This is a genomic window from Streptomyces sp. CB09001 (assembly GCF_003369795.1).
Lineage (GTDB): Bacteria > Actinomycetota > Actinomycetes > Streptomycetales > Streptomycetaceae > Streptomyces.
In genome coordinates, this window is sequence record NZ_CP026730.1 from 6,164,854 (window position 1) to 6,178,542 (window position 13,689).

At 71.9% G+C, this 13,689-nt stretch carries 12 protein-coding genes; 1 reads left to right on the forward strand and 11 read right to left on the reverse strand.

What is annotated here, in order from left to right:
• The first annotated feature begins 32 nt into the window (after nucleotides 1–32).
• Nucleotides 33–1,931 carry an ABC transporter ATP-binding protein gene (locus C4J65_RS28605; protein ID WP_115746672.1) on the forward strand — a complete coding sequence of 633 codons (1,899 nt, stop codon included), beginning with the start codon at nucleotides 33–35 and terminating at the stop codon, nucleotides 1,929–1,931.
• Here C4J65_RS28605 and C4J65_RS28610 read toward each other — a convergent pair.
• The 11 genes from C4J65_RS28610 to C4J65_RS28660 form a co-directional block, all read right to left on the reverse strand.
• Nucleotides 1,870–2,349 (reverse strand): thioesterase family protein, encoded by a 480-nt coding sequence (locus C4J65_RS28610; protein WP_115744992.1) that lies wholly within the window; start codon nucleotides 2,347–2,349, stop codon nucleotides 1,870–1,872. The two genes, C4J65_RS28605 and C4J65_RS28610, sit on opposite strands and share 62 nt — an antisense overlap.
• Nucleotides 2,346–3,302, reverse strand: coding sequence for a 3-hydroxyacyl-CoA dehydrogenase NAD-binding domain-containing protein (locus tag C4J65_RS28615; RefSeq protein WP_115744993.1), 957 nt, complete (start codon nucleotides 3,300–3,302; stop codon nucleotides 2,346–2,348). Before C4J65_RS28615 ends, C4J65_RS28610 begins: the two co-directional genes overlap by 4 nt.
• Before the next feature lie 27 nt (nucleotides 3,303–3,329).
• Nucleotides 3,330–4,223 (reverse strand): 3-keto-5-aminohexanoate cleavage protein, encoded by an 894-nt coding sequence (locus C4J65_RS28620; RefSeq protein ID WP_115744994.1) that lies wholly within the window; start codon nucleotides 4,221–4,223, stop codon nucleotides 3,330–3,332.
• Nucleotides 4,224–4,277: 54 nt separating this feature from the next.
• Nucleotides 4,278–5,135, reverse strand: a complete 858-nt coding sequence (locus C4J65_RS28625; protein ID WP_115744995.1) for a TetR family transcriptional regulator C-terminal domain-containing protein — start codon at nucleotides 5,133–5,135, stop codon at nucleotides 4,278–4,280.
• 118 nt (nucleotides 5,136–5,253) lie between these two features.
• Nucleotides 5,254–7,092: a glycoside hydrolase family 3 protein gene (locus C4J65_RS28630; protein ID WP_115744996.1), complete on the reverse strand. Its 1,839-nt coding sequence runs from the start codon at nucleotides 7,090–7,092 to the stop codon at nucleotides 5,254–5,256.
• 413 nt (nucleotides 7,093–7,505) lie between these two features.
• Nucleotides 7,506–8,477, reverse strand: a complete 972-nt coding sequence (locus C4J65_RS28635) for a fumarylacetoacetate hydrolase family protein (RefSeq protein ID WP_115744997.1) — start codon at nucleotides 8,475–8,477, stop codon at nucleotides 7,506–7,508.
• A 54-nt stretch (nucleotides 8,478–8,531) separates the two neighbouring features.
• Entirely contained in the window at nucleotides 8,532–9,464 is a 933-nt protein-coding gene (locus tag C4J65_RS28640) for a VOC family protein (RefSeq protein WP_115744998.1), read from the reverse strand.
• Between the two features lie 5 nt (nucleotides 9,465–9,469).
• Entirely contained in the window at nucleotides 9,470–10,504 is a 1,035-nt protein-coding gene (locus C4J65_RS28645; protein WP_115744999.1) for an amidohydrolase family protein, read from the reverse strand.
• Nucleotides 10,501–11,631, reverse strand: a complete 1,131-nt coding sequence (locus C4J65_RS28650) for an FAD-dependent oxidoreductase (RefSeq protein ID WP_115745000.1) — start codon at nucleotides 11,629–11,631, stop codon at nucleotides 10,501–10,503. Before C4J65_RS28650 ends, C4J65_RS28645 begins: the two co-directional genes overlap by 4 nt.
• 23 nt (nucleotides 11,632–11,654) lie before the next feature.
• Nucleotides 11,655–12,617, reverse strand: coding sequence for a cyclase family protein (locus C4J65_RS28655; RefSeq protein WP_115745001.1), 963 nt, complete (start codon nucleotides 12,615–12,617; stop codon nucleotides 11,655–11,657).
• Nucleotides 12,614–13,615, reverse strand: coding sequence for a fumarylacetoacetate hydrolase family protein (locus C4J65_RS28660; protein ID WP_115745002.1), 1,002 nt, complete (start codon nucleotides 13,613–13,615; stop codon nucleotides 12,614–12,616). Before C4J65_RS28660 ends, C4J65_RS28655 begins: the two co-directional genes overlap by 4 nt.
• Nucleotides 13,616–13,689: the final 74 nt, after the last annotated feature.

Here is a 13,689-nt window from a genome sequence, read left to right on the forward strand (position 1 = left end):
CTTCCGGCTTCCGAACCTCGGGGAGTGTGACGGTGACGACAGACACGCGAGGGCCGGCGCCGGGCAGGAGCGCGGTCGTCCTGGCGCTGCGCCACTACGGCCGGGAACTGCTGCGCCTGCGACGGCTGGCCCTGCCCGCGCTGCTGCTGCCGGCCGTGGGCAACATCGGCATCCGCTACGTCGCGCCCCTGCTCATCGCCAAGCTGGCCGGACAGGCCGCCGACGACGGCGGTCTGACCCTCGGCCGGGCGCTGCCGCACGTGCTGGGTTTCGGCCTGACGCTGCTGCTCGCCGAGGCCGTCTGGCGGGTCGGGCAGCACTGCCTGAACCGGGTGGACGCCCTCGGCATGGAGCACCTGTACGTGAGCGGTATGGACGAACTCCTCGCCAAGGACGCCGCGTTCTTCCACGACAACTTCGCCGGCTCCCTGACCAAACGAGTACTCAGCTTCGGCAAGCGCTTCGAGGACTTCGTCGACACCGTGACGTACCGGATCGTGGGCAGTCTCGTCCCCCTGGTCTTCGGTGCCGTGGTCCTGTGGAGCTACGAACCGATGCTCGTCGTCGGCCTGTTCCTGATGATCGCGCTGACGGTGGTGGCGGCGACACCGCTGATCCGGCGCAGGCAACGGCTCGTCAACGACCGGGAGGCCGCGATCGCCCGGGTCTCCGGCCATGTCGCCGACACCCTCATGAACATGGAGACCGTCCGGGCTTTCGCGGCCGAGCGGCGGGAGGCGGCCGAACACCGCAGCAGGGTCGCGGACTCCCGCCGCCTGACACTGAGGTCGTGGGACTACGGCAACCTGCGCGTCGACACCCTGATCGCGCCCATGTCCGTACTGACCAACGTCCTGGGCCTGTTGGTCGCCATCGCCTTCGGCGGCCCGGGCCAGGGAGTGGAGGAGGTCGTCGTCGCCTTCACCTACTACTCCAACGCCACCCAGATCATGTTCGAGTTCAACCAGATCTACCGGCGGCTGGAGAGCTCGATGACCGAGGCCGCCCAGTTCACCGAGCTACTGCTTGACCCGCCCACCGTGGTCGACGCCGACCCGCCCGCACCCCTCGCACCGCGGGACTCCGGCATCCGCTTCGAGGCGGTGACCTTCGCCCACGCCGGCGCGAAGCCGATCTTCCGGGGACTCGACCTGGACGTGCCCGCGGGCGCCCGGATCGGCCTGGTCGGCAGGTCCGGCGGCGGCAAGACCACGCTCACCCGGCTCCTGCTGCGGATGTCGGACATCGACCGCGGACGGATCCTGATCGGCGGTCAGGACATCAGCCTGCTGCGCCAGAGCGACCTGCGCTCACTGATCGCCTACGTCCCGCAGGAACCCGCCATGTTCCACCGCAGCCTGCGGGACAACATCGCCTTCGCCCGGCCCGGCGCCACCGACGAGGAGATCCACGCGGCCGCAGCGGCCGCGCACGTCACCGAGTTCGCCGACCAGCTCCCGGACGGCTTCGGCACCCTGGTGGGGGAGCGGGGGGTGAAACTGTCCGGCGGTCAGCGCCAGCGCGTCGCCCTCGCCCGGGCCATCCTGCGCGACGCACCGGTCCTGCTGCTCGACGAGGCGACCAGCGCACTGGACTCGGAGAGCGAACTCCTCGTCCAGGACGCCCTGTGGCGGCTGATGGACGGACGTACGGCCCTCGTGGTCGCCCACCGCCTGAGCACCGTCGCCGGCATGGACCGCCTCGTCGTCCTCGACCGCGGACGGGTCGTCGAGCAGGGCAGCCACGAGAAGCTGCTCGCCACGGACGGCGCCTACGCCCGGCTGTGGCAGCACCAGTCGGGCGGCTTCCTCGGCGAGAGCACCGGGCCGTCGGGCGACGGGGACCGCCGCGACGACGGCCCCCCGCGCCTCAGGCCACGGCGGGGATCGAGCGGCCCGCCCAGTGAGGAGGCGGCTCGGTCAGCTCCGTGAAGCGGCGCCGCACCGACGCCGGGAACTCGGTGGCCCGCCCCGCCTGCCGGTCCACGTGGACCGCGAGCAGCTCGGTCGTCGCGACCGCGGCCGTGTCGGGCGTCGGCTCCGCGTCCGGGCCGGGCAGCACGTACATCTCGTGCGTGAAACGCGCCTTGCGGGCCGCCGCTCCCAGCACCCGGGTCCGGACGGCGAGATGAGCCGCCTCGGGCACGTCGCGGAGGAAGCGGATGTGGGACTCTACCGTGTAGAGGGAACAGCGCGTGGACTCGCGGTAGCCGGAGTCCAGCCCCGTCCCGGTCATCAGCGCGTCCGTGGCGTGACCGAAGACGAGGACGTAGTAGGCCTCGCTCAGGTGGCCGTTGTAGTCGATCCACTCCGGGCGGACCGTGCTGCGGAGCAGCGGGAGCCCGGTCACCGGGACTCCTCCTCGGGGCCCAGCCGGCCGGTGGCGCGCAGTATCTCGACGACGCCCCGGTCGCGTTCGGCCACCAGGTCGGCGATGGAGCGGCCGTCCGCCGCCTCGTCGCAGCCGGCCACCACCGCGTCGTACAGCTCCTTGTCCAGTTCCGGCGCTTCCAGGCGCGTCCACGGCGACTTCAGGGACGGACCGAAGTGGTCCAGCATGTGCGCCATGCCGCCCTCACCGCCCGCGAGCGCGAACGTCAGCATCGGTCCCATCACCGCCCAGCGCAGCCCGGGACCCTCGGTGATCGACAGGTCGATGTCCCGGACCGTCGCCTCGCCGCTCGCGACCATGTGCAGCGCCTCGCGCCACAGCGCCTCCTGGAGGCGGTTGGCGATGAAGCCCGGGACCTCGTTGGCCATCGTGATGACGGACTTGCCCGCGACCTCGTAGAAGCGGGAGGCCCAGGCCACCGCCGCCGCGTCGGTGCGCTCGCCGCCGACGACCTCCACGAGCGGGATGAGGTAGGGCGGGTTGAACGGGTGGCCCACGACCAGGCGCGAGGGGTCCGCGGCCGTCGTCTGCATGTCGGTCATCGGATAGCCGGAAGTGGAGGAGGCGATGACGACGCCGGGCGGCGTCGCCGCGTCCAGGCGGGCCAGCAGATCGCGCTTGAGGCCGAGCTTCTCGGGCGCGCTCTCCTGGACGAACTCGGCGTCGGCGACGGCCTGTTCCAGGGTGCCGGTGACGGTGAGCCGGTCGGTCGAGGCGCCCTCGGCGAGGCCGAGCCGGGTGAGCGTCGGCCACGCCGCCTCGACCAGGCGGCGCAGCTTGGGTTCGGCATCGGGCGCCGGGTCCCAGGCGGTCACGTCGTAGCCGCGCGCCAGGAAGTGGGCGACCCAGCCGCCGCCGATGACTCCGGCGCCGGCACAGGCGACGCGGCGGACGTTCTCGGGTGGGGTCATGAGGGGGTCCTTCGTGGTCGCGGTGGGCTACTTGCGCGGCTTGAGGCCGAGAGTGGCGCGGGCCTCGTCCGGTGTCGCGACGCGGGCGCCCATCGACTCGGCGAGGGTCACGGCCCGCTCGACGAGCTGGGCGTTGGTCGCCTTGTTGCCCCGGCCGAGGTACAGGTTGTCCTCCAGGCCCACACGGACGTGGCCGCCGAGCAGGATCGACTGCGCGACCCACGGCATCTGCATCCGGCCGAGTGCGAAGCTCGCCCAACGAGCGCCGTCCGGCAACATGTTGACCATCGACTGGAGCACCCCGGGGTCCGCGGGCGCACCCCACGGAATGCCCATGCAGAGCTGGAAGACGGTCGGGTCGTCGAGCAGGCCCTCCGCGAGCAACTGCTTGGCGAACCAGAGCTGGCCGGTGTCGAAGATCTCCAACTCGGGCCGCACGCCCAGCTCCTGGATGTGCCGCGCCCCGGCCCGCAGCATGTCGGGAGTGGAGACGTAGAGGTTGGAGCCGTCGCCGAAGTTGAGCGAGCCGCAGTCCAGGGTGCAGATGTCGGGAAGCAGGTCCTCGACGTGCGGAAGACGCTCCAGACCGCCGACGAGGTCGGTGCCCGGCAGGTGGGTGAGCGGGTCGTCCGGGTCGATGACCAGATCGCCGCCCATGCCGGCGGTGAGGTTGATGACGACGTCGGTGCCGGTCTCCTTGACGCGCTCGACGACCTCCCGGTACAGCTTCGGGTCGCGGGACGGATCGCCGGTCTCCGGGTCGCGTACATGGATGTGGACGACGGCAGCTCCGGCGGCGGCCGCCTCCACGGCGTTCCTGGCTATCTGTTCCGGGGTGACGGGGACGTGGGGGCTCTTGCGGACGGTGTCGCCGGCGCCCGTGAGCGCGCAGGTGATGACGACGTTCTCGGTCATGGGCATGTGGGGGCCTCCCGAGGGACATGGGGCAGGGCAGGGGCTTGTGCGGCTCCTGAGCTACGGAGCCAGGATCGTGTCGGTGACGTGGGTGGTCAGTGCCGTGTGCATCGCGTCCGCGGCACCGGCGGACGCCGGCCCGTTCACCGACAGGACGTGCGTCGCCAGGCCGTCGATCAGAGCGGTCAGCGTCAGTGCCGCCGCCTGCGGATCGAGCCCGGCGCGGAAGACGCCCTGTCCGACACCTCGGCGTACGACGTCGGCGACGGTCGCACGCCACTGCCGGTAGTACTCGGAGTGCAGACGGCCCACCGCCGTGGAGCGAGCGGCCTCGGCCCACAGGTCGAGCCACACCGCCCACTGGCGGCGCTGCTGGGTGGTGCGCGGCGTCTGCAGCGCGATGAGCTGGGACAGCTCCGCCGCCGCGTCGTCCGCCTCGGCGAGACGGACGGCACGGCGCGCGGTGTCCTCGTCCATGCACCAGCGCACGGCCGCCTCCAGGAGTTCGGCGCGCCCCGGGAAGTGGTAGTGGATCGCGGCACTGCTGGTGGCGCAGGCGCGGGCGATGTCGGCGACCCGCACCGCGTGGAAACCGTGCTCCGCGATCAGCCGGACCGTCTCGCGGACGATCTGCAGCGGTCGCCCGCCCTCGACACCGGCGGCCGGTGGTGCGGCCTTCTCACGGGACCGGGTGCCGAGCAGCCGGCCCGCGTCGACCTTGCCCTCGTCGGCGATCCGTGCCAGCTCCGCGACCGTGAAGCGGCGGGTGCCGCTGAGCGACCGCGACAGCTTGGACGGATCCATGACGACGCGGCGTGCGAACTCGCGCTGACTGACGCCCGCGGCCGCGATGACCTCGCGGACGCGGGCGGCGGTGTCGGCGTTCGGTGCGCCGTCGGGCACGTCGTCGGTTTCCACGGGCCACGACCTTAGGCACATGTTGCGGAAAACTCAACACGCCCGAGCACAAACCCCGGGAACAGTGGCCCATTGAGACCCTGACTGTCGTGTCAGTCAGAACTGCACCCGGCGGTCGTCAGTGCGACCGACGGTCGTCGTACGACAGCCCGTGCCCGGACTGGAAGAGGACCTCGGCCGGGTCGTCGGCCCGCTGGACAGGTACGGGCAGCCTGCCGCGCGGGTCGACCCGGCCGGCGATCACCCGGGCTGCGGCCCGCAGTTCGACCTCGGTCCAGCAGTAGGACGCCAGCGAGGCCCGGACGTCGCCGAGGTGGGCGATGTCGTAGGGGTTGCGGACCGCGAGGTGGACGACCGGTACGCCCGTCGCGAGCAGCCGGGAGACCAGGGTGCGTTGGGCGCTGGTGGCGCCGACGTTGTCGGTGGTGACCACGACCGCGTCCCGTCCTCGTGCCGCGGCCACCGCTTCGTCGATCTTCGCGGCGTCGGGCGTCCGGCCGGTGGCGAGGTGGGAGGTGCGGTAGCCCAGTTCGTCGAAGGCCTCGGCCAGCTCGGGCACCGTGGTGCGGGTGTCGTCGGTCGGGAAGGCCGGGCTGGCGCCGACCACGAGCAGCCTGCGCTGCCGACGGCGCAGCGGGAGCGTCTCGTCCTCGTTGACCAGCAGGGTGGTGGTGCGTTCGGCGATGCGCGCGGCGGCGAGTTGGTGCCTGCGGGCGCCGACGACCCGGTCGACCTCCCTCCGGGAGGCGTACGGGCTGCCACGGAGCAGGCCGGCCTTGTCCTTGATCCGCAGGATGCGCAGGACCGACTCGTCGAGTCGCTCCTCGGTGATCTCTCCGCCGCGGACGGCGGCCAGGACGCCGTTGTAGGCGACGTCGATGTCCGGAGGGAACAGCAGTTGGTCCGCGCCGGCCTTGAGGGCGAGGACGGGCACGCGGTCGTCGCCGTACTTCGTACGCACGCCCTGCATGTTGAGGGCGTCGGTGACGATCACACCGTCGAAGCCGAGTTCGTCGCGCAGCACGCCCTGGAGGATCGCGGGCGACAGGGTGGCCGGGTCGTTGCTGGGGTCGAGCGCGGGGACCTGGAGATGCGCGGTCATGATCGAGTCGACACCGGCGGCGATCGCGGCCCTGAAGGGCGGGGCGTCGATGCGCTCCCACTCCTCGCGGGTGTGGGTGATCACCGGCAGGCCGGTGTGGCTGTCCTGTCCGGTGTCCCCGTGGCCCGGGAAGTGCTTGGCGCAGGCCACGACGCCGACCTGCTGGTACCCCGTCACCTGGGCCGCCACCATGCGACCGACCTCGCGGGCGTCGGCGCCGAAGGAGCGGACGTTGATGATGGGGTTGGCCGGATTGACGTTGACGTCGGCGACCGGGGCGAAGTTCTGATGGATGCCCAGGGCGGCGAGTTCGGTGCCGGATATCCGTCCGGCGGTACGCGCGTCGGAGAGCGAGCGGCCCGCGCCGAGCGCCATCGCGCCCGGCAGCTGGGTGGCACCGCTGCCGATGCGGACGTTGACCCCGTGCTCCTGGTCGATGGAGATCAGGGACGGAATGGGCGTGGGCAGGGCGAGCGAGGCTCGCTGCACACCGTTCGACAGGTCCGCGATCTGGTGGGGGTCCTGGATGTTGTTGGCCCAGCCGGAGAAGTAGATGACACCGCCGATGTGGTACTTGGCGATGAGCTCGGCCACGGTGCGGACGCCGAGTTCCCTGAGGTTGCGGTCCTGGTCGAGCTGGCTGGGGGACGTCGCGGACGTACCGTAGAAGTACGGGACGAACAGCTGGCCGATCTTCGCCTCGACGCTCATCCGGGAGATGATTCTCTTGAGGCGGTCGTCGCGCCCGTGCGCGATGGCGGGGGTGGCCGCGGCACCTACGACGCCCGCCGCGCTCGCGGCGACTACGGTCGCGGAGGCGATGACGGTGCGTCTGGACAGACTTCGGTCCTGCATGCGGACATGCTCCTTCCAGCCTTGCCCATCAGGGGAATTGAAGGAAACGTGGAGAACTCCGAACAGCGGGAAACGTAGCCCGCCGATCTGGACAGGACAAGAGGTCTAGACAAAATAGGTCTAGACAAACGGTCCGGGTCGGTCACGGTCGGGTCCCGGGCCCGAACTGTGGCGTCCTGGGCCCGCGAGCCCCTGCTCGTCGTGGCCGGGTCCGTTCCGGGCGTACGCGTCATGCATCTCGGCCACCGCGACGACGAATGGGTCGCGGCCGGGATCGGCGCGGCGTTCCTGGTGTTCACCGCCGTGCGCGTGCACACGGCGGCCCAGGCCCGGCGGCGTCCGATGCTGTCGTCCAGCCGCAGCCGCAGCCGCAGCTCCGGCTTCCGTCCTGTGGCTGGGCCGCGGGTCGTCGCTCACGGCCGCTCCCGGCCGCGCCGTCGGCCGGTCGGCAGGGACACGGGGGCCGCGCCGGGGACGACGGTGTTGGTCAGGGTGCCGATGCCCTCCACGATCAGGGCGACGGTGTCACCGGGCTTCAGCGGCGGCGGGTCCTGCCGCCCGCGCAGGCCCCACAGTTCGGCCAGGCATCCGCCGTTGCCGCAGGTCCCCGAGGCGAGGACGTCGCCCGGGACGACGCGGGTGCCGCGGGCCGCGTAGGCGGTCATCTCCTCGAAGGTCCAGCTCATGTTGGACAGCAGGTCCTCGCCGACCTTCTCGCCGTTGACCTCGGCGGTCAGGGCCAGGCGCAGGAAGCCGTCGGTGTCCCGGTACGGCTCCAGCTCGTCGGCGGTGACGAGGTACGGGCCGAGGGTGGTGGCGGTGTCCTTGCCCTTGCAGGGGCCGAGGCCGACCTTCATCTCGGCGCCCTGGAGGTCGCGGGCGGACCAGTCGTTGAACACGGTGTAGCCGACGATGTGGTCCCGGGCCTGCTCGGCGGTGAGGTCACGGCCCTCCCGCCCGATCACCGCGCCGACCTCCAACTCGAAGTCCAGTACGGCCGAACCGGGCGGTACCGGGATGTCTTCCTGGTGGCCGTAGATCGCGTGCGGGTTGGTGAAGTAGAAGGTCGGGGCCTCGTACCACTGCTCGGGGACCCCGGCGACGCCGTCGACCGAGCGGCGTACGCCCTCGACGTGCTCCTCGAAGGTGACGAAGTCCCGTACCGACGCGGGCCGCAGCGGGGGCAGCAGCCGCACCCGGGAGACATGCGGGCCGGGCGGGACGTCGAGGGCGGTCCGGCCGGCGGCGAGCAGTCCGGGCAGTCCGTCGGCCCGCGCGAGCAGGTCGGTGAGCGAGGTGACGCCGGGCAGCGGGTAGAGGGTGCCGTCGTCCTCCACGACGGCCACACCGTGGCGGTGGCGGCGTTCGTAGGCGGCGAAACGCATGGTGCGGCTCCTGAGGAGGGTGGTCGGTCGCCGGTGGGCGGGGAGTGGAGCGGATCAGACCGGCGGTGCGACGAACACGCCCCGGTCGGGGTCGTTGAACGACTCCTTGGCGACCAGTTCGTTCATGGGGTTGGCGGTGCCCCACTGGTCGGTGACCTCGGGCCGCGAGAAGTCGTAGACGTGCGGGTGCCAGGTGTCCTCGTCCAGGTTCTCCAGCTCGGTGGTGTACTCGACGGTGTTGCCGTGCGGGTCGAGGAAGTACGTGAACGTGTTGTCCCCGGCCATGTGCCGTCCGGGGCCCCAGATCTTCTTGAAGCCCGCCCGCATGACCCGGCCCGACCCGCGCATGTACTCGTCGAGGCCGCGCATCTCGAAGGAGACGTGGTGCAGGGCGGTGTGCGGGCCCTGCGCGACGGCCATCGAGTGATGCTGGTTGCTGATCCGCATGAAGTGCATGACCTCGCCCATGTGCGGCGAGCTGAGCGTGTCCGAGAGAGCGAAGCCGAGGTGGCGCTCGTACCACGCGCGGGTGCGGTTCAGATCCGGCGAGTTGAGCACGACGTGGGAGAGCTTGACCGGGATGGCCTCCTTCTCCTCGATCCTGCGGTGCTGCCTGACCTCGACGTCGGCGGAGACCTCGATGGTGCGGCCGTCGACGTCGAAGAAGCGGAAGCCGTAGCCGCCGCCGGGGGTGTCGACCTTGCCCGGCCGGGAGACCAACTGCACGCCGCCCGCGAGCAGTCGCTCGGCGAGCGTGTCCACGTCGGCGGCGGACGCGGCACCGTAGGAGACGAGGTCGAGGCGCTTCTCCTCGGCCTCGCGGAGCCGCACGACGTACTGCTCCGGGGAGCCCTCGGCGGCGAGGAAGGAGATGCCGGAGTCCTCGGCGACCTTGGTCAGGCCCCAGACGCCGGCGTAGAAGTCGAGCTGCTTGTCGTAGTCGGGCACGGCGAGGTCGACGTGCCGCAGGTGGGTGAGCAGGCGCATGGTGGTCAGTCCTTCCGGAGGAGGGCGGCGGCGTTGCCGCCCCGGACGGCGTGGAAGTCGGCGTCGGAAAGGCGTGCGGCGCGCAGGGCGCCGACCGGGTCCTCGGTGCCCATGTCGAAGGGGAAGTCGGAGCCGAGCAGCACCCGGTCCGCGCCGGCCACCCGGACCAGCTCCCGCAGCACGTGCGGGTCGTGGACGAGGGAGTCGAAGTACAGCCGCTTCAGGTAGCTGCTGGGCGGGTGCGCGCACCCGGCGCCCGCGTCGGAGCGGGCCGACCAGGCGTGGTCGGAGCGGCCGACGTGGGTGGGCAGGTAGCCGCCGCCGTGCGCCGCGATCAGCTTCAGCCCCGGGTGGCGGTCGAGTACCCCGGAGAAGATCAGGTGGGAGAGGGCGACGGCGTTCTCGGTGGGCTGGCCGACGGTGTTGGACAGGTACCACTGGTCGAGGCGCTCGTCGAGGGTGCAGCCGAAGGGGTGCAGGAACACGATCGCGCCGGTTTCCCCGGCCCGGGCCCAGAAGGGTTCGTAGGCCGGGTCGGACAGCTCCCGTCCCGGGGCGTGGCTGGAGATCTCGACCCCGGCCAGGCCCTGCTCCAGGGCGTGGTCCAGGGCGCGGACCGTCTGCGCCGGGTGCTGGAGCGGGGCCAGCCCCAGTCCGCGCAGCCGTTCGGGGGCGGCCGAACAGTGCGCGGCCGTGGCCTCGTTGGCGAGCCGGTACAGCTTCTCGGCAGTCCCCTCGTCGACCCAGTAGTGGTAGTGCGAGGGCGAGGGGCTGACCAGCTGGACGTCCACGCCCTGGGAGTCCATCGCGGCCAGGCGCACGGCCCGGTCGGTCAGCCTCGGGATGCGCTCGCGCACCATGGGGCCGCCGACGGCGAGGGCGGCGGGACCGTTGCGACGGGCGTCCAGCGCCTTGGCCTCGGCCTGGCCGGGCAGACCCGCGACGAGGGCTTCGACCTCGGGCAGCAGGACGTGGGCGTGCACGTCAACGGTGGGCGCGTTCGCCGCGGTCACGGCGGTGGGCGCGTTCCCGGCGGTCACGGCAGTTCCCTGAGCAGGGTCATGGTGCGGGCCATCAGGCCGGGCAGGTCCGCGTCGCGCACCCCGTCGAGCTGCCACCGACCGATCTGGACGGAAGCCTCCACGACCGGCCGGACCCGCGCGATCCGCCGCTCGTAGTACGCCTGGAACAGGGCCTCGTCCCACACCTCGGACCCGGTCAGCAGCTGCGCCAGTACCCAGGCGTCCTCGAGGGACAGCGCGGCGCCCTGGGCGAGGGTGGGCGGACAGCAGTGCGCGGCGTCACCGACGAGGACGACCCGGCCGCGGTGCCAGGAGCCCTCGACCAGCAGCCGGTCGAACCAGGTGTAGTTGACCTTCGCCGGGTCGGTGATGTGCTCGGTGATCTCCGGCCAGAAGCCGCCGTAGTGCCGGGCCAGGCCGCGCATCTCGTCCGCGTACGACGCGGGCGGTATCCCGGCGCGGTCGCGGTTGGCCTCGACGACGTACGCGTACAGGGTGGTCTCGCCGGTCGGGCAGTAGCCGGCGATGTAGGCCGGGCCGCCGTAGGCGAGGTCCGTGCGGGTCACGCCGTCGGGGCGCGGTGCGGCTGTGCGCCAGATGGCCATGCCGGTCGGCTCGGGCCTGTCCGTGATGCCGATCGCGGCCCGGGTGGCGGAACCGAGGCCGTCGGCGGCGACCACCAGGTCGTAGCGTGCCTCGGTCCCGTCGCTGAGGCGTACGGAGACACCGTCCGCGTCCTGGTCCAGGATCTCGGCCGTGGTGCCCAGCCGGACCGACGCGCCGCTCGCCCGCACCGCCTCGATGAGGATCTGCTGGAGCCGCGGCCGTTGCATGCCGACCGTGGCGGGCAGGTCGTCGCCGCCGGTGCGCAGGTCGTCCTGGACGTGCAGGACGGTGCCGTCGGGGGCGGCGATGCCGACCGAGCCGAAGCCGAATCCGGACGCCTGCACCTGGTCCCACACACCGAGTTCGCGCAGGACGCGCAGGGCGTTGCCCTGGAGGGTGATGCCGGAGCCGGCGGTGGCGTTCCAGTCGTCCTTGGCCTCGACCAGATCCACGGCGACACCGGAGCGGCGCAGCAGGATCGACACCGCGTTGCCGGCCGCGCCGCCGCCGACGACGAGGACCGTGCGGGGCTGGGTCATGAAGAACTCCTTCGTTCCTCGGTCTACTTGACCGCGATGGGGTTGACGGGCGAACCCACGGCGCCGGTGATGGGCAGGGGCGCGGCGGTGAGCCAGAAGGCGTACTCGCCGTCGTCCGCGCAGTCCTCGGCGAGGGCGTCCAGGTCCCACATCTCGCCGATCAAGAGGCCGATGTGCGGGATGGCGACCTGGTGCAGCGGCTGGAAGGCGTGCTCGAACTCGTTGGGGCGGACCTCGAAGCCCCAGGTGTCGGTGGCGATCGCGGCGATCTCGGTGCCGTGCAGCCAGCCGGCCGTGGTGAACGACAGGCCGGGGGCGGGTCCGCCCGCGTAGTCGCCCCAGCCGTCGCGGCGCACCCGGGCGAGCCGGCCGGTGCGGACGAGGACGATGTCGCCGCGGCCCACCCGGACACCGTGCGCCTCGGCGGTAGCGGTCAGGTGCTTCCGAGTGATCGCGAACCCGTCCGGCAGCTCACCGTCCTCGCCGACGACCCGGCCGACGTCCAGGAGCACCCCGCGTCCGGCGACGTGCGGCGCCATGTGCTCGATGCCGGTGACCAGGTCGCCGTCGGAGGTGACGACCCGCTCCGCCGGGCGCCCGTTCCACGCCTTGCCGTGGTCGAAGATGTGGCCGAGCCCGTCCCACTGCGTGGAGCACTGCAACGGCATCGCGATCACGTCGTCGGCGCCGCCGATGCCGTGCGGGAAGCCCTGGTTGCCGAGGGCGGCGTCGGTGCCGGTGTCCAGCATGGTGTGCACCGGGTTGGTGCGCCGCCGCCAGCCCTTCTGCGGGCCGTTCATGTCGAAGCGCTGGGAGAGGGAGAAGCTGACACCCCGCCGGACCAGTGCGGCGCCCTCGCGGCGCTTGGCCTCGTCGAGGAAGTTCAGCGTGCCCAGCACGTCGTCCTCGCCCCAGCGGTTCCAGTTGGAGTACGCCTTCGCGGCCCGGGCGATCGAGCCCTCGGGGTCGGTGCGGTCCGGCGTCATCGGGCCGCCTCCGCCACACAGCGGGTGCGCTGGGCACCGAGCCCGGTGATCGAGGCGTCCATGACGTCGCCGTCACGCAGCAGCCGGCCCCAGTGCATGCCGTTGCCGGCGGGGGAGCCGCTGAGCACCAGATCGCCGGGCAGCAGCCGGGCGGTCTGTGACGCGTAGGACACCATCCGGGCCACGTCGAAGATCATGTCCCTGGTCGATTCGTCCTGCATGGTCTCGCCGTTGAGCTTGAGCGTCAGACGCAGGTCGCCCGTGTCCCCGACCGAGGCGGCGGGCACGATCCAGGGGCCGAGCGGCGTGAAGCCCGGGGCGTTCTTGCTGCGCAGCCAGTCGGTGCCGATCTGCGGCATGTCCCGGCGGAAGACGGTGGCGCGGTCGGTCAGATCGTTGGCGATGGTGTAGCCCGCCACGTGGTCCAAGGCCTCCTCGACGGACACCCGGTGGGCCGGGCGCCCGATCACCGCGGCAAGTTCCAGCTCCCAGTCGGGCTTCTCGGCCCAGGACGGCAGCACGACGTCGTCGTACGGGCCGGTGATCGCGCTCGGCAGACCGATGAAGACGTACGGCAGATCCTCGGCGGCCCGCCGGTCCATGATCTCGGCGGCCTCCGCGCGCCGCTCCTCCTCCGGCCGGTCGTCGCCCGGGGCCCGGTGCGCGACGTGCAGATCGATGACGTGCTGCCGGTAGTTGGCCCCCGACTGGAACACCTGGCGCGGCTCGACCGGCGCGTGCACGCGGAACTCCGCCAGTGGCCTGCGCGCGGCGGCGTCGTCGACGGCCAGTGCGGCCAGCCGCGGCGCCACCGCGTCCCAGTCGTCGAGGAGCCCGCGCATGCTCAGGCCGGTGTCCGCGAGGGCGGACCGCAGGTCCATCACCTGGGCGTCGGGAGTGACGAGAGCGGGGAAGACGGAGCCCTCGGGAGCGGAAAGGGTGGCCAGGGCGAAGGGTCCGGCGAAGAGGGCGGACGCGGCTTCGGGTTTCACGGACATGTCCTCCTGATTGCGATGGCACTAATCTGGACCACCACTCATGATCAGGGAAATCGATTCCGTGGATGACGGCC